Here is a 15,959-nt window from a genome sequence, read left to right on the forward strand (position 1 = left end):
ACGCGATCCGTGTTGAACAAGAAGCCGGTCCCGGCCCCGTCGGCCTCATGGAGCGCGCGCGCCTGGCCGGACGCGATCCTGCCGCTGCCCCTCGACGAGCGCTTCCACCCGGTCGACGACCGCAAGCTCGGCCAGGTCGCCGCCGGCCAGCTGCCCGCCTGCCGGGCCGTGTTCGTGGCCCCGGCGGCGTCCGATCTGCATCCGGAGCTGTTCGCACCGATCCTCGCCGCAATGGCCGAGCGGCCGGATATCGGCATCTTCTACGGCGACGACGCCGTGATGGACGGCGCGGGCCAGGTCCGCAGCGTCCATTGCAAGCCGGCCTTCAACCCGGCGCTCCTCATGGCCGACGACTATATCGGCTTCCCGCTGGTGATCCGCGTCTCGGCCCTGGCAGGCCTGACCCCGGATTTCGGCCGGCGTACCGGCAACGCCGCCTGGTTCCGGCTGCTGCTCGACGCGCTCTCGGCGGGCATCGGCATCGACCGGATCCCGCAGACGCTGATCGCCTCGCCGCTCGTCCGTCCGAAGGCGAAGCGCGCCGCCCGCGCCGACGTGCTCGACCGCTGGTTCCAGGGCTCGGGCGCGCCCCTGCGCACCGCCCCGGGCCTGACCCCGGACACGCTGGAGATCCGCCGCAGCCTCGATGCGCGCCCGCCCGTGACCCTGGTGGTGCCCACCGCCCAGACCAGGCCCCGGAACGAGGACGGGAGCCCGATCGCGGGCGCCAAGCCGCACGTCATCACCCTCCTCGACAGCCTCGCCCGCAGCAGCTACCCGGCCGACCGGATCCGGGTGCTGATCGGCGACGACAAGGCCGACGACGCGATCTATCGCGGCCGGTCCGACCGGTTCGCGGTGACCCGCCTGCTCACCACCCGGCCCGAGGGCGCACCCTTCAACTACGCGGCCAAGATGAACACCCTCTGGCGCGCCGCCGAGACCGACCTCGTCATCCTGATGAACGACGACCTCGTTGTGCGCCGCCCCGGCTGGATCGAGGCGCTGCTGACCTTCGCGCTCGACCGCGGCGTCGGCGGCGTCGGCGGGCGGCTGCTGTTCCCGAGCGGCAAGATCCAGCACGCCGGCATGTTCGGCGGCATCTTCGACGTCTGCGCCCACCCCTGGTACAACCGCGACGCGGCCGAGCCGACCTACGGCGACTGGGCGCTGGCGCAGCGCGACTGCTCGTCGGTGACCGGCGCGCTGTTCGCCACCCGCAAGGCGGTGCTGGAAGCGGTCGACGGCTTCGACGAGAGTTTTGCGCTCGACTTCAACGACGTCGATCTGTGCTTCAAGCTGCGGATGCTCGGCTACCGCATCGTCTACACGCCGTTCGCCGAGATGGCGCACCGCGAGAGCGCCTCCCGGCAGACCAGCTTCGCCCCGGGCTCGCAGATCTCGCGCTTCCTGCGCCGCTGGGACGACGTGCTGACCGACGACCCGGCCTACAGCCCGCAGCTGCGCACCGACACCGATGTGGTCGCCCCCCGGGCCGACGCGGCCCGCTGGGTGAGCGAGCGCCGGCCCTCCTGACTCTACAGCGCCTCGCCGCGCATCAGCCGGGGCCGCGTGCCCCGTGAGGCCGCGGCCTCGCCGATGAAGAACCGCTTGAGACCGGGCAGGCGGTCGACGATCCCGAGGCCGAGGTCGCGCGCGAGCCGCAGCGGCAGGGCGTCGTTGGAGAACAGCCGGTTCAGCCCGTCGGTGGCTGCCGCCATGGCGAAGCTGTCGAACCGGCGGGCGCGCTCATAGGCCTGCAGCACGTCCGGGCTGCCGGGATCGAGCCCGAGCCGCAGGGCGCCGGTCACCGCCTCGGCCAAAGCCGCGGCGTCCGCCAAGCCGAGATTGAGGCCCTGGCCGGCGATCGGGTGGATGACGTGGGCGGAATCGCCGAGCAGCGCCAGCCGGTCGGCCCAGAACGCCCGGGCGATGCCGAAGGCCAGCGGGTGCCGGCTCGGGCCGTGCTCCAGGGCCAGCATTCCCAGATCCAGGGTGAACCGGCGCTCGATCTCGGCCAGCACCTCGTCGGGCTCGCCCGAGAGCAGCGCGTCGGCCTCGTCGGCCCGCTCGGTCCAGACGATCGAGGAGCGGTGGCCCAGCGTGCCGCCGTCCCGCAGGGGCAGGATCGCGAAGGGGCCGGCGGGCAAAAAGTGCTCGAAGGCTCGGCCCTGGTGCGGCCGGGTATGCCCGATCGTGGCCACGATCCCGACCTGCGGATAGGACCAGCCGACCCAGCCGATCCGCGCAGCCTCCCGCAGGCGGGAACGCGCGCCGTCGGCGGCCACCAGCAGGTCGGCCCGGAGGCTCTCGCCCGTGGTCAGCTCCGTCCGGATCGCCACGCCCTCAGGCAGCGCCCGCACCACGCCCCCTGTGACGATCGCGACGCCCCCGTCCAGGCAGGCCTCGGACAGCGCGCGCGCCAGGGGCTCGGCCTCGACCATGTGGGCGAAAGGCTCGCCCACCGCCCGGTCGGCCTGGTCCTCCTCCTCCCGCCCGAAGGTCAGGAACACCGGCCGCACCGGGTCGGCCAATCGGCTGTCGGAGATCACCATCTCGGCGATCGGCTCGGCGGAGGCCGCGATTCGCTCCCACAGCCCGAGCTGCGTCAGCATCCGCCGCCCACCCGCTGCCAGCGCGTAGGCGCGGCCGCGGTGCCGTGCGGGGTCGGCGCCGTGCGGGTCGATCACGGTCACGGCCAGAGCCGGCCCGTGGGCCTGCTTGAGTGCGAAGGCCAGGGCGAGGCTGGCGAGGCCGCCTCCGGCGATCAGGAGGCTGCGGCTGCCGGGGCGGGGCGTCTGGGCCGTCATCGTCACGGATCTCCGATCTGGGGGCCGAGCGCGTGGATCGCTCCGCCCGAAAGGCCTATGTCGCGTTTGGACGATGAACGGAAACCCCGCGACTCATGACCGACGCCACCACCGACGCGATGACCGACGCGGTCGCCGAGCTCATCGCCATCCTCGACCTCGAACGTCTCGAGGTCGACCTGTTCCGCGGCCAGAACCCGAAGACCGGCTGGCGCCGGGTGTTTGGGGGCCAGGTGGTGGCGCAGGCTCTCGTGGCCGCCACCCGCACGGTGCCGGACGACCGGCCGGCCCATTCGCTCCACGCCTATTTTATGCTGCCGGGCGATCCCCGCGCGCCGATCGTCTACGAGGTCGAGCGCATCCGCGACGGGCGCAGCTTCACCACCCGGCGGGTCAAGGCGATCCAGCACGGGCGGGCGATCTTCGCCACCACGATCTCCTACCAGGTCTCCGAGGGCGGGTTCGAGCACCAGCCGACCATGCCGGACGTGGCCGGGCCGGACGGCCTCCTCGACGGCAAGGCGCTGGCGGCCGCCGGTGCCGCCGGCATGCCGGAGGCTGTCGCCGCCTATTTCGGCCGCGAGCGCCCGATCGAACTGCGCCCGGTCGATCTTGACCGCTACATTGCCCGACGCAAGGATGGGTCGCGCCCCGAGCCGGTCTTCAATGTCTGGTTGCGGGCGGCCTCGGCGCTGCCGGACGACCCGGCCCTGCACCGTGCGGTGCTGGCCTACGCCTCTGACATGACCTTGCTCGACGTGTCTCTTATCCCGCATGCCAGCTCGGTGTTCGACCCCGACATCCAGGCAGCCAGCCTCGACCACGCCTTGTGGTTCCACCGCCCAGTCCGGATCGACGACTGGCTGCTCTATGCTCAGGACAGCCCCGCCGCCGGCGGCGCGCGCGGCTTCGCCCGCGGCCAGATCTTCGACCGCGCCGGCAAACTCGTCGCGTCCGTTGCGCAGGAAGGTCTCATTCGACCCCACGGGGGATGAGGTCATGGCGCGGCACATCTTCGCGTCCGATCCGCGCGGCGGCGCCGGCCGGCTGAACTGCGCCGTCATCTCGGCGCGCCGAAGCCGAGCCTGGGATTCGGATCCGCGGCCGATTCCCCGACTTACGCCACCTGCGTGTCTGGGCTTCGGGCTTCGCTCTGCGGCGCCGGACTGAGCGACGGGCGCGCGAGGCGATAGGGTTCTAACAGGGCCCCATAAGTGATCGAATCGTCCCTCGCCCGAGGATTAAGACGCCTTCGCCAACGTGCGTTGCAGAATTGCACCGCTGCTATGTGCCCATTTATCAATCGTTTGCACGTGTTCTAGGCAGCCATCCGGCGCGGCCTGCCCACAGCTTCGCCTGATAGGTCTATTTGCTGGGCATAACCGCGCCCGCCTGAAAAGTTCCCTGCCAAGCTCGGGTGGCATAGTCCTTGAATAGCCCCGCTCAACCGCGGGCCAGCCCGGCTCGGCGGGCGGCTCGGTTCGAGCCGCTGCGTGGATCGGGCGACGGCATCGGTTCCCAGGGACTCGGTTAGGGGGCGCCGCCCATGAAGATCGTGATGGCCATCATCAAGCCGTTCAAGCTGGAGGAGGTGCGCGACGCGCTCACCGGAATCGGCGTCCACGGCCTGACGGTGACGGAAGTGAAGGGCTACGGCCGCCAGAAGGGCCACACCGAGATCTACCGCGGCGCGGAATACGCGGTGAGCTTCCTGCCCAAGCTCAAGATCGAGGTCGCGGTCGCCTCCGACCTGACCGCCAGCGTCATCGACGCCATCGCGGCGGCGGCCCGCACCGGCCAGATCGGCGACGGCAAGATCTTCGTGCTGCCCCTCGAGAAGGCGGTGCGCATCCGGACCGGCGAGACCGACGCCGACGCGCTCTGAGCCGGCCCGCCGACAGCCTCAACCTTTACGCAACGCGCAACGCATCGTGACCGGAGCCACCTGTCCATGAAAGTCCGTAACGCCTTGATGCTCGGCTTGGGAGGCGCGGCGCTCGCCGCCCTCCTGATCGAGCCATCCCTCGCGCAGACCCCGGTTCCGGAAGCCGCCTCCGCGGCGCCGGCCGCCGCGGCCGTGCCGCTGCCCAACAAGGGCGACACCGCCTGGATGATGATCTCCGCGGCCCTCGTGCTGCTGATGAGCGTGCCGGGCCTGGCGCTGTTCTACGGCGGCCTCGTGCGCACCAAGAACATGCTGTCGGTGCTGACCCAGGTGTTCGCGATCGTGTCGATCGTCGGCCTGCTGTGGGTGTTCTACGGCTACAGCCTCGCCTTCACCAACGGCGGCGGCATCAACGACTTCGTCGGCGGCCTGTCGAAGGCGTTCCTGAAGGGCATCGACGCCAACTCGACGGTGGCGACCTTCTCCAACGGCGTCGTGATCCCCGAATACGCCTATCTGTGCTTCCAGATGACGTTCGCGATGATCACCCCGGCGCTGATCGTCGGCGCCTTCGCGGAGCGGATGAAGTTCTCCGCCCTGGTGGTGTTCACGATCCTCTGGGTCACGCTCATCTACTTCCCGATGGCCCACATGGTCTGGTACTGGGCCGGCCCGGATGCCGTCGGCAACGCCGCCAAGGCGCTGGCCGCCGCCACCGACGACGCCTCGAAGGCGACCGCCCAGGCGGCGCTCGACGCGGTCAACAAGGATGCGGGCTTCCTCTTCCAGAAGGGTGCCCTCGACTTCGCCGGCGGCACCGTGGTGCACATCAACGCGGGCATCGCCGGCTTCGTCGGCTGCCTGATCATGGGCAAGCGCATCGGTTACGGCCGCGACCTGCTCGCCCCGCACTCGCTGACCATGACCATGATCGGCGCCTCGCTGCTGTGGGTCGGCTGGTTCGGCTTCAACGCCGGCTCGAACCTCGAGGCCAACGGCACCGCCGCGCTGGCGATGCTCAACACCTTCGTGGCGACCTGCGGCGCCGCGGTGGCGTGGCTGTTCGCCGAGTGGGCGCTCAAGGGCAAGCCGTCGCTGCTCGGCATGCTCTCGGGCGCGGTAGCCGGCCTCGTGGCCGTCACACCGGCCTCGGGCTTTGCCGGCCCGATGGGCTCGATCGTGCTCGGCCTCGTGGCCGGCGTGGTCTGCTTCGTGATGTGCTCCACCGTGAAGAACGCGTTGGGCTACGACGACTCCCTCGACGTGTTCGGCGTGCATTGCATCGGCGGCATCCTGGGCGCCCTGGCGACCGGCATCCTGGTCGATCCGAACCTCGGTGGCGTCGGCATCCCCGACTACACCTCCAAGCCGGGCGAACTGGCAGTCGGCGCCTACGACATGGTGAGCCAGCTCATCATCCAGGCGGAGGCGGTCGGCCTGACCCTGCTGTGGTCCGGCATCGGCTCGGCGATCCTCTACAAGCTCGTCGACCTGACGATCGGCCTGCGTGTGACCCAGGAAGAGGAGCGCGAGGGCCTCGACATCGCCGACCACGGCGAGCGCGCCTACAACTACTGAGAATGAACGGCGCGGCCCTCCGGGGTCGCGCCGCTGACATGAAAACCCCGGCTCCGCGAGGGCCGGGGTTTTTTGTCTTCATGTTGTGCCGTCGACCGACGCGCCGAAGCACGCCCGACGTAGATCCGGTCCACACCGTCAGTGCGCAGCGACGCAACCCGGTGATACGCCGCATCCGGAGATTGCACGCCGCGCCGAATTGCTGCGCGCAGCTCGCGAGGACGGCGGACTGACGCGGGGGAGGGCGGAATCCGATGGCGGCATCGACGGCGACCTTCCGGCCAGCCTGCGCATGCCGCCCGGTCTCATGATCACCGCATCCGCTTCGAAAGAAGCGGTCGCCATTGTCGTGCAGAGGCTTCGCGAGGGGCGGCGTGAAATCGGTCACGCAGCGTCTACGCGTAGCGGACGGCGGCGCGGCGCGTCCTGGTGGGCCTCGTCGCACGACGATACGCGTCGCGCGAAGCGGTCGGCGCGACGAGTCGGCGGCGAGTGCGCTACGCTGCCTGGGCCAGTGCCGCCTTCTCCTCCGCGAACGCCCAGTCCAGCCACGGCGTCAGCGCTTCGAGGTCGGCCGTCTCCACCGTCGCGCCGCACCAGATCCGCAGGCCGGCCGGGGCGTCGCGGTAGGCGCCGATGTCGAGGGCGACGCCCTCGCGGTCCAGGCGCTCGACGATACCCGATGCAAGCGCCGCCACCGCCGCGTCGCCGCGGGCGAGCACGTCCGGGTCTGCGATTACCAGGCAGACGCCGGTGTTCGAGTAGGTCGCGGGGTCGACCGCCAGCGGCGCGATCCACGGGGTCCGGGCGACCCAGTCGTAGATCGCCTTGGCGTTGGCGTTGGCCCGGGCGTGGAGCGCCGGCAGGCCCCCGATCCGCACGGCCCAGTCGAGGGTGTCGAGGTAGTCCTCCACCGCCAGCATCGAGGGCGTGTTGATCGTGTCGCCCTTGAAGATGCCCTCGATCAGCTTGCCGTCCTTCGTCAGTCGGAACACCTTCGGCAGCGGCCAGGCCGGGACGTGGCTCTCCAGCCTCTCGACCGCCCGGGGCGAGAGCACCAGCATGCCGTGCGCGGCTTCGCCGCCCATCACCTTCTGCCAGGAGAAGGTCACGACATCGAGCTTGTCCCAGGACAGCGGCTGCGCGAAGGCCGCCGAGGTGGCGTCGCAGATGGTCAGGCCCGCGCGGTCGGCGGCGATCCAGTCGCCGTTCGGGACCTTCACGCCGGCGGAGGTGCCGTTCCAGGTGAAGACCACGTCGTTATTCCTGGTGTCGATCGCCGACAGGTCCGGAAGCACGCCGTAGGGCGTCTGGTGGATCCTGGGCGCGATCTTGAGCTGCTTGAGCGCGTCGGTGACCCACTCCTTGCCGAAGGCCTCCCAGGCGGCGACCTCCACGGGCTTGGGCCCGAGCAGCGTCCACATCGCCATCTCGACGGCGCCGGTATCGGAGGCCGGCACGATGCCGATGCGGTAATCGGCGGGCACCTGCAGCACCGAGCGGGTCAGGTCGATCGCCCGGCCGAGCTTGGCCTTGCCGATGCTGGAGCGGTGCGAGCGGCCGAGCGCGGCACCGTCTAGGGCGGCTGGGCTCCAGCCCGGACGCTTGGCGCAGGGGCCGGACGAGAAGTGGGGAACGCGCGGGCGCCTGTCGGGTCGGCTCATCGTCGGATCCATCCTTGCAGATGGGCGCTCCTCGGCGGGGAGGAGTGTCCCGGAACCGCGCATGCGCCCAATCCGGGCCTCTGGCAAGCGCTTGTCCGGGTTGCAGTCTTCGGTGCGTGCCCCTGCCCGGGACAGGCTGTTCGGGCCTACGGAACCGTCGATTAATCTTGGGTCGTTAGCCTTAATGGCGTGCCGTGTTGCGTTCGAGGTACGCTGATGTCTTTCCACAGTACTGCAATAGTCTCGGCTTGGTCGGTTTTACTTATGGTTATCGGCGCGTTAGCGACCCGCCTCGCCCTCGCGGGCCGGCTCCGGTCCTCCGCCGTACAGCCCTTGCAGCTCGATCCGCTGGACTACGAGTGCGACGGGCCCGTGATCGATCTGGAACCCGCCTGAAGGTCCGGGCGCCGCTCGGAGGTGATGCGTTCGGCCTCCGCCCGCCGCCACCGGGCGATGGCTCCGTGATTGCCGCCCGACAGCACCTCCGGGATCGGCCGGCCTTCCCAATCGCGGGGCCTCGTGTAGTGCGGGTATTCCAGGAGCCCGCCCTCGAAGCTTTCCTCGACGCCCGATTGCGCCTTGCCCATCACACCGGGCAGGAGCCGGACGCAGGCGTCGAGCACCACAAGGGCGGCGATCTCGCCCCCGGACAGCACGTAATCGCCGATGGAGACCTCCTCCAGGCCGCGGCCGGCGATGACCCGCTCGTCGACGCCCTCGAACCGGCCGCAGACGATCAGCGCCCCGGGGCCGGCGGCGAGGTCCCGCACCTGGCCTGGCTGAGCGGCCGGCCGCGGGGCGACATCAGCAGCCGGGGCCGCGATCGTCCGCCCCGGTCGCGGCGTCGATGGCGGCGGCGAGCACGTCGCAGCGCAGCACCATCCCGGCGCCGCCGCCGGCCGGCGTGTCGTCCACCGAGCGGTGGCGGCCGAGCCCGTGCTCACGGATGTTGCGCGCCTCCAGGCTCCAGTCGCCCCGGGCGAGCGCGTCGCCGGACAGCGACACGCCGAGCGGGCCCGGGAACATCTCCGGGTAGAGAGTGAGGATCGTGGCCCGCCAGGGCGTTTCCGCGCGCGTCATGGCGCTTGATCGCGCGCCGGGTGCGGCACGGTCAACGGCCCGGGCACCGTTCGGTCCCCGGCGGGTTGTCGGCGATGATCCGGCGCACCCTTCTCCTCACGGCCCTCTTGGCGGGACCTGCCCTCCTGGCGGGACCGGCCCTCGCGGCCGGGCCCCTGGCGCCCCCGGGCGCCCCCGCCGGGGCGTTCCCCAAGCCCGACCGGCCCGTGGCCGAGATCGTGGCGCCGCAATGGTCGGCGGAGGCCGCGCGCGACAAGGCAGGCGAGTTCGAGGCTGTCGCCCGTGGGATGGGCATCGCCCCGGGTGAGACGGTGGCCGATATCGGCGCCGGCAGCGGCTATTACGTGGTGCGCCTGAGCCCGCGGGTCGGGCCCGGCGGCAAGGTCTTGGCCGAGGACGTGACCCCCGCCTATCTGGCGAGCCTCGAAAAGCGCGTGACGGCGCTCGACAACGTCACCGTCGTGCGCGGCGAGCCCCACGACCCGCGGCTGCCGCCCAACTCGGTCGATGCCGCCATCCTCGTGCACATGTACCACGAGATCGCCCAGCCCTTCGGCCTGCTGCACAACCTCGCCCCGGCGATGCGCCCGGGCGGCCGGGTCGGCATCGTGGACGCCGACGACATCCCGTCGCGGCACGGCACCCCGCCGGCGCTCCTGCGCTGCGAACTCGCCGCCGCCGGTTACCGCGAGACGGGGTTTCACCCCCTGAACGGCGGTGCCTACCTGGCGGTGTTCGCGGCCCCTGCGCCGGATGAGAGGCCGCGCCCGGAGACGATCCGCCCGTGCCGGGATGCCGCGACGCCGCGCTGAGCGGTCCGGATCGTGCGGTCAGGGCGTGTCGGCGGTGCCCGGCAGCGCCGTATCGAGGTGGGCCGCGAAACCGGTGAGATGCGGGACCAGGTCGGGCCGCAACTCCATGGAGGGGATCGCGTAAGCGCCGCCGTTCTGCCGCCGGAACGGGATGGGATCCGTGCTGAACAGCGCGCGCATCCGGGCCCGAAGGCTCTCCGCGGAGGCCGCGAAGCCGCTCTCGCTCATGCTGTCGGCCCGATACACGACGAAAGGCGGGAGCACGGCGTAGCCCGGGTAGAACAGCACGCCATGCTGGATCGGGAACAGCAGGTCATCGATCGGCCCGTTGATCCCCCGGGGGCCGTAATGCGTCTCCCAGCCGCCGGCCGTCACCACCAGCATCGCGCGCTTGCCGGCGAGGGTGCCCTCGCCGTAACGGTCGCCCCAGCGGGTCTCGCTGTGCTCGCCCACCCCGTAGGCGAACCCATAGGCGTAGACCCGGTCGATCCATCCCTTCAGGATCGCCGGCATCGAAAACCACCAGAGCGGGAACGCCAGGATCAGCGCATCCGCCCAGAGCAGCTTGGCCTGTTCGGTGGTTACGTCGTCGGTCAGGGTCCCGGTGAGGAACGCCGCGCTGGATGCGGCCGGGACCCGCAGGCGCGCCGCGTCCGGTAGGATCGGGAAGTCGGCCCGATCGATGGCACTCTTCCAGCCCTCTGCGTAGAGGTCGGTGACGCGGACTTCGTGTCCGTCCGACTCCAGTTGGTCCACCGCCGCGCGGCGCAACGCGTTCGTCAGCGATGCCGGATCCGGATGGGCTGAGACGACGAGAATCTTCATGAGGCGGGCTCGCTGGGGAGGAAGAGCCGCGAAGCTAGAAGGCCGCCAGGCCATCCGGTAGACGGAACGGCGGGATAGGATCGTTCCGCGCAATGGATCAATCGAGCGTCACGCTGGAGCGGATGCGGAGCTTCGTCCGCGTGGTCGAGCGCGGCAGCCTGTCGGCCGTGGCGCGCGAGCAGGGCGTCGGTCAATCGACTGTCAGCCGGCACGTGGCCGAACTCGAAGCCGCCCTGGGCGCCAGCTTGCTGAACCGGACCACGCGGCGGGTCACCCTGACCGACGAGGGCACGCGTTTCCACGCCGAGGCGCGCACCATCCTGCGGATGGTCGAGGAGGCCGCGGACGGCGTCCGGAACGCGGGGGGCGGCCTGACCGGCACGGTGCGCGTGTCATGCACGGCGGCCCTGGGCGTTCGACACGTCTGCCGGGCGCTGTTCGCAGTCCAGGATCACTATCCGGGACTCAGCGTCGATCTCGGTTTGACCGACGAGCGGATCGACCTCGTGCGCGAGGCGACGGATGTCGCGATCCGGCTCGGCCCGCTGGCGGAGAGCAGCCTGCAGCGCAAGGCCGTCGGTCGCTCGCGCCGGATCCTGGTGGCGTCCCGGCGCTATCTCGCAGATCACGGCCGGCCCGAGAAACCGGACGACCTGGTGCGGCATTCAATCATCCGCATGAGCAACGTTGCCGGCAGCGACACGCTGTGCCTGTACGGGCCGGACGGCGCGACATCCCGCGTCCCAGTGGGCGGCCGCTTGCTGGTCGACCACGGCTTGGCCGCCCGCGAGGCCCTGGCGCAGGGGCGTGGCATCGCGGCCGCCCATATCTGGCTCGTGGACGATCTGCTGGCGGTGGGGGCGATCGAGCACGTCCTGCCGGACTACGCGCCCGCGCCGGTCCAACTCTCGATCCTGATCGTGCCGGGCCGCATCCGCATCCGGCGTATCCGTCTGGTGGTCGATGCCCTGGCGGCCGCGCTTGCCGAGCTTCCCGGAATCGACAGGCCCTAAGCGGGTGGCCGATCACGCACCGGCACCCAGCCTGAGCCTGTCAGAACACTCAGCCCGGATCGTCGGCCGGCTTCTCGCCCACCGGCGCGAAGAAATCCTCTGGCAGCACCACGGTTACCCGCCGCTGCGCGAGGTCGAGGACCGGCACGAACGCCTTGGTGAAGGGCAGCAGCGCCGTGGCGCCGCCCGCGGCGGGCTTGAGCTCGAGCAGGTCGCCGCCACCGTAATTCGGAACCGCGACGACCGTGCCGACGACGTTGCCGGCCTCGTCCACCGCCGTGGTCCCCACGAGGTCGGCTGCATAGACCTCGTCGTCGTCGTCGGGCTCCGCGAGGCGGTCGCGGGGGATGAACAGGGCGACGCGGTTGAGCGTCTCGGCAGCGCTGCGGCTGCCGATATCCTTGACCCGGGCGATCAAGATGTCGGGGGAGGATCCCGGGGCGGTGCGCACGGCCGACAGGGTCAGCGTGCGATTGTCGGAGGTCATCAGCGGGCCGTAGCCGGCGATCGCCAACGGATCGCCGGTGTAGGATTTCAGGCGGATCTCGCCGTTGAGCCCGTGCGCGCGGCCGAACTCGCCCAGGAGGACGAGGTTCGGGTCGGGCGGCACGGGCGGGGCCACCGGCTTGGGGGCCGGTGCCTTGGGCGAGGTCGCGGCCTCGGGCGCGATTGCGCCGATAGCCGTGCCAGCGCGGCCACGGCGACCGCCGTCGCGGGAGGATGGACCAGCGGGGCGGCGTGCCATGGCCTCGAGCCTCAGGCCGCGGCGTCCTCGGCGGGCGCGGCGGCCTTCTCGGCGCGCTTGGTCGCGCGCTCCTTGGCCTTCTCGCCGGGCTCGGCCTTCTGCGGGTTGTTGCGCGTCGGGCGCTTGGCGAGGCCGGCCTGGTCGAGGAAGCGCAGGACCCGGTCGGTCGGCTGCGCGCCCTTGGCGAGCCAGCCCTGGATCTTCTCGGCGTCGAGCTGGATCCGGGCCGGATCGTCCTTGGCCTTCATCGGGTCGTAGGCGCCGACCTTGTCGATGAAGCGGCCATCGCGGGGGGCGCGGGCGTCGGCGACGACGATGCGGTAGTACGGACGCTTCTTGGCGCCACCGCGCGTGAGACGGATCTTCAGGGCCATTGTCTTAGGACTTTCTCTGTTCGTCGACCGACGGCGCATGGTTGGCCGCGATCGTCTGGTGGTGCCGGATGACCTCCTTGACCACGAAGGCCAGGAACTTCTCGGCGAAGTCGGGGTCGAGCTTGGCCTCGACCGCGAGTGTGCGGAGCCGGGCGACCTGACGCGCCTCCCGGTCCGGATCGGAAGGGGGGATCCCCTTTCGGGCCTTGAGCTCGCCGACCCGCTGCGTGCAGCGGAAGCGCTCGGCGAGCAGATGGATCAGCGCCGCATCGAAATTGTCGATGCTGTCGCGCAGGCGGGCGAGTTCGGGATCGACCGCTTGGGCAGCGAGGACGCTCATTTCTTCTTCCCCGGCATGAAGCCGCCGAGACCGGGCAGCTTCGGGCCGCCGAGGCCGGGAAGCCCCGGCATCTTCGGCATTCCACCCAGGCCGCCGCCCAGTCCGCCCCCGCCCAGGCCCGGCGGCATCGGCGGCAGCTTGCCGCCGAATTGCTTCTCGATCTGCGCGATCTGCTCGGGCGTCGGCTCGGGCATGCCCGGCGGAAGGCCTCCCGGCATGCCGCCGCCCATGCCACCGCCGCCGAGACCGAACATCGAGCCGAGGGCCTGCCCGATGCCGCGCTTGCCCGAGCCCATCGCCTTCATCATGTCGGCCATGGTCCGGTGCATCTTCAGGAGCTTGTTGATCTCCGAGACATCGACGCCGGAGCCCGCCGCGATGCGCTTCTTGCGGGAGTTCTTCAGCAGATCGGGGTTCTTCCGCTCGTGCGGGGTCATCGACGAGATGATCGCCCGCTGGCGCTTGAACATCTTCTCGTCGAGGTTGGCGCCCTCGACCTGCTTCTTCATGGCGCCCATGCCGGGCAGCATGCCCATCAGGCCGCCGATGCCGCCCATCTTCTCCATCTGGGCGAGTTGCATGGAGAGGTCCTCCAGGTCGAACTTGCCCTTGCGCATCTTCTCCGCGGTGCGGAGCGCCTGCTCGTGGTCGATGGTCTCGGCGGCCTTCTCGACCAGGGAGACGATGTCGCCCATGCCGAGGATGCGGTTGGCAACGCGGGCCGGGTGGAACTCCTCCAACGCGTCGACCTTCTCGCCGGTGCCGACGAGCTTGATCGGCTTGCCGGTGACGGCGCGCATCGAGAGCGCCGCGCCGCCGCGGGAATCGCCGTCCATGCGGGTGAGCACGATGCCGGTGACGCCGAGCCGTTCGTCGAAGGCGCGGGCGGTGTTGACCGCGTCCTGGCCGGTCAGCGCGTCGGCGACCAGCAGCACCTCGTGGGGCCGCGTCGCGGCCTTCACCTCGGCCGCCTCGACCATCAGGGCCTCGTCGACCGTGGTGCGGCCGGCGGTGTCCAGCATCACCACGTCGAAGCCGCCGAGGCGGGCCGCCTCCATGGCGCGCTTGGCGATCTGCACCGCCGACTGGCCGGCCACGATCGGCAGGCTCTCGACGCCGACCTGCTTGGCCAGCACCGCGAGCTGCTCCATGGCGGCCGGGCGGCGGGTATCGAGGGAGGCCAGCAGGACGCGGCGCTTCTCGCGCTCGGACAGGCGCCGGGCGATCTTGGCGGTGGTGGTGGTCTTGCCCGAGCCCTGGAGGCCGACCATCAGGATCGGCACTGGCGCCGGGGCGTTGAGGTCGATCACCTCCGCATCCGTGCCGAGCATCGCCACCAGCTCGTCGTTGACGATCTTGACGACCATCTGGCCGGGGGTGACCGACTTGAGCACGACGGCGCCGACCGCCTTCTCCTTCACCCGGTCGGTGAAGCCGCGCACGACCTCCAGAGCCACGTCGGCTTCCAGCAGGGCGCGGCGGACCTCGCGCATCGCCGCGGTGACGTCGGCTTCGGTCAGGGCGCCCCGGCGGGTGAGCCCCGAGAGGATGCCGGACAGGCGGTCGGACAGGCCTTCGAACATGGTTTTTCCGACCCGCGCTTACTGTTCGAGACCGGCGCGCTCGACGCGGCGCGCCTGGAGGGCGGCCTCGAAGCTGCGCACGGCGCTCGCGAACTTGTCCCGGCACTCCGGATTGCAGAACCCGACCACCGCGCCGTTGTAGAGCGTCAGCGAGTCGGCCGAGATCGGCTTGCCCGACCACGGGCAGGTCTCGTTGATCGCATCCGCGATATTCAATGCGGCTGGGGTCACGGCGACTTGGGTCATGCGATAGCCTCGACCGGCGGAGCCCGGCGAAGCGGATCGGCCCAACACAGATCGCGCCCGAGGGCGCGGACGCGCTGTCGGGCGTTGACCTCCGGCCTCAGGGGCCGGTCGGCTTCGTGTCGTGACGATCTGCTACGGATCGGAAGCGCGGGGTAGCGGCAGCCACCGCAAAAGTCAATTTTCGGTATCCCGCCCGCGAACCATCTCACGGTTGAGAGGACCGAGTGCCATTAACTTTTACGGATCGTTAAGCATGTTGCGACTCTGATCGGGCAGCACCCGTTCAGGACGACCGCCGATGTCGGAACCCGCCCGCACCCTGCCGCCGCACGAGACCGGCAGCCGCATCGCCCCCGGCCCCCTGCGGGACTGGCTGGCGACGATGAAGACCCACAGCCCCGCCGAGCAGCATGGCGACGACCGCCCGTATGAGGCTGAACCGGATACCAAGGCCCCCCGGGCCGCCGAGGCGGCCTGGTCGCCGCGACTCGTGGCGCAGCCCGAGGCGCCCGGCGCGGTCGCGGAGGATGCGGACGTGTCCGAGCTGATGGCCGAGAACATGATGCTCAAGGCCAGGCTGAAGCTCGAGGCCGACCGCCAGACCGAGCTGCAGGCGATCCTGGCCGAGGAGATCCGGGCGCTGCGGGACCATATCCGCGAGGAGATCGGCTCGATCGAGGACCTGCGCGCCGAGCAGGAGGAGGTCCGCGCCGAGCGCGAGGAGTTCCGGAGCGAGCGCGAGCGGTTCCGTCAGGAGCGGGAACACATGCGGGCCGAGCGCGACCGCGCGGTCACGGAGCGCGACGGGCTGCGGGCCGAGCGTCACGCGATGGCGGCCGAGCGCGACGCCCTGCGCGAGGAGCGCGACCTGTGGCGCGCCCGGACCGAGGCCCTGGCCCAGCCGCTGTTCCAGGCCCCGAAGCGCTGAAGACACCCCTGAAAAGCCGAAGGGCCACCCGTGAGGGTGGCCCTTCCATTGCCGAACCATCATGTCCGGCGGAACT

General features: G+C 70.8%; 15 protein-coding genes and 1 pseudogene. 7 read left to right on the plus strand and 9 right to left on the minus strand.

From position 1 onward, the window contains the following. The first annotated feature begins 9 nt into the window (after positions 1 to 9). Positions 10 to 1,536, plus strand: coding sequence for a glycosyltransferase (locus FVA80_RS27685; protein ID WP_147906380.1), 1,527 nt, complete (start codon positions 10 to 12; stop codon positions 1,534 to 1,536). A 2-nt stretch (positions 1,537 to 1,538) separates the two neighbouring features. Here the strand turns inward: FVA80_RS27685 and FVA80_RS27690 are convergent, their stop codons facing one another. Beyond that, positions 1,539 to 2,810 (minus strand): FAD-dependent monooxygenase, encoded by a 1,272-nt coding sequence (locus FVA80_RS27690; RefSeq protein ID WP_147906381.1) that lies wholly within the window; start codon positions 2,808 to 2,810, stop codon positions 1,539 to 1,541. Between the two features lie 95 nt (positions 2,811 to 2,905). Here FVA80_RS27690 and tesB point away from each other — a divergent pair, with 95 nt between their 5' ends. From tesB to FVA80_RS27705, 3 genes are all read left to right on the plus strand, one after another. Further along, a complete protein-coding gene (gene tesB / locus FVA80_RS27695) occupies positions 2,906 to 3,805 on the plus strand; it encodes an acyl-CoA thioesterase II (protein ID WP_147906382.1) in 900 nt (299 codons plus the stop codon). Positions 3,806 to 4,356: 551 nt separating this feature from the next. Then, a complete protein-coding gene (locus FVA80_RS27700) occupies positions 4,357 to 4,695 on the plus strand; it encodes a P-II family nitrogen regulator (protein ID WP_147855545.1) in 339 nt (112 codons plus the stop codon). Positions 4,696 to 4,761: 66 nt separating this feature from the next. Continuing rightward, complete coding sequence (locus FVA80_RS27705; RefSeq protein WP_147906383.1) at positions 4,762 to 6,273, plus strand: ammonium transporter; 1,512 nt, start codon at positions 4,762 to 4,764, stop codon at positions 6,271 to 6,273. A gap of 497 nt (positions 6,274 to 6,770) precedes the next feature. On the opposite strand, the gene FVA80_RS27710 is transcribed toward FVA80_RS27705, so the two are convergent. Both FVA80_RS27710 and trmD read right to left on the minus strand, forming a co-directional pair. Further along, positions 6,771 to 7,937, minus strand: coding sequence for a phosphoserine transaminase (locus FVA80_RS27710; protein ID WP_147906384.1), 1,167 nt, complete (start codon positions 7,935 to 7,937; stop codon positions 6,771 to 6,773). Between the two features lie 353 nt (positions 7,938 to 8,290). Next, positions 8,291 to 9,017, minus strand: a pseudogene (gene trmD, locus FVA80_RS27720) (tRNA (guanosine(37)-N1)-methyltransferase TrmD). Positions 9,018 to 9,091: 74 nt separating this feature from the next. On the opposite strand from trmD, the gene FVA80_RS27725 reads away from it, so the two are divergent. Then, positions 9,092 to 9,829, plus strand: coding sequence for a methyltransferase domain-containing protein (locus FVA80_RS27725; RefSeq protein ID WP_147906387.1), 738 nt, complete (start codon positions 9,092 to 9,094; stop codon positions 9,827 to 9,829). A gap of 18 nt (positions 9,830 to 9,847) precedes the next feature. Here the strand turns inward: FVA80_RS27725 and FVA80_RS27730 are convergent, their stop codons facing one another. Further along, positions 9,848 to 10,654 carry an NAD(P)H-dependent oxidoreductase gene (locus FVA80_RS27730; RefSeq protein WP_147906388.1) on the minus strand — a complete coding sequence of 269 codons (807 nt, stop codon included), beginning with the start codon at positions 10,652 to 10,654 and terminating at the stop codon, positions 9,848 to 9,850. A gap of 92 nt (positions 10,655 to 10,746) precedes the next feature. Here FVA80_RS27730 and FVA80_RS27735 point away from each other — a divergent pair, with 92 nt between their 5' ends. Beyond that, positions 10,747 to 11,667, plus strand: coding sequence for a LysR family transcriptional regulator (locus FVA80_RS27735; RefSeq protein ID WP_147906389.1), 921 nt, complete (start codon positions 10,747 to 10,749; stop codon positions 11,665 to 11,667). A 49-nt stretch (positions 11,668 to 11,716) separates the two neighbouring features. On the opposite strand, the gene rimM is transcribed toward FVA80_RS27735, so the two are convergent. The 5 genes from rimM to FVA80_RS27760 are packed head-to-tail and all read right to left on the minus strand — an operon-like array spanning position 11,717 to position 14,955. Further along, positions 11,717 to 12,412, minus strand: a complete 696-nt coding sequence (gene rimM, locus FVA80_RS27740) for a ribosome maturation factor RimM (protein ID WP_147906390.1) — start codon at positions 12,410 to 12,412, stop codon at positions 11,717 to 11,719. A gap of 11 nt (positions 12,413 to 12,423) precedes the next feature. After that, on the minus strand, positions 12,424 to 12,786 hold the full coding sequence (gene rpsP / locus FVA80_RS27745) for a 30S ribosomal protein S16 (RefSeq protein ID WP_007559476.1): 363 nt from the start codon (positions 12,784 to 12,786) through the stop codon (positions 12,424 to 12,426). 4 nt (positions 12,787 to 12,790) lie between these two features. Next, positions 12,791 to 13,126: a chorismate mutase gene (locus tag FVA80_RS27750; RefSeq protein WP_147906391.1), complete on the minus strand. Its 336-nt coding sequence runs from the start codon at positions 13,124 to 13,126 to the stop codon at positions 12,791 to 12,793. After that, positions 13,123 to 14,709: a signal recognition particle protein gene (ffh, locus tag FVA80_RS27755; protein ID WP_147906392.1), complete on the minus strand. Its 1,587-nt coding sequence runs from the start codon at positions 14,707 to 14,709 to the stop codon at positions 13,123 to 13,125. The genes FVA80_RS27750 and ffh overlap by 4 nt, the downstream gene beginning before the upstream one ends. 18 nt (positions 14,710 to 14,727) lie before the next feature. Next, complete coding sequence (locus FVA80_RS27760) at positions 14,728 to 14,955, minus strand: glutathione S-transferase (protein ID WP_147906393.1); 228 nt, start codon at positions 14,953 to 14,955, stop codon at positions 14,728 to 14,730. A 298-nt stretch (positions 14,956 to 15,253) separates the two neighbouring features. On the opposite strand from FVA80_RS27760, the gene FVA80_RS27765 reads away from it, so the two are divergent. Then, a complete protein-coding gene (locus tag FVA80_RS27765; RefSeq protein ID WP_147906394.1) occupies positions 15,254 to 15,883 on the plus strand; it encodes an ATPase in 630 nt (209 codons plus the stop codon). The last annotated feature ends 76 nt before the right edge of the window (positions 15,884 to 15,959 follow it).

Origin of the sequence: Methylobacterium sp. WL1 (assembly GCF_008000895.1) — a bacterium.
GTDB lineage: Bacteria > Pseudomonadota > Alphaproteobacteria > Rhizobiales > Beijerinckiaceae > Methylobacterium.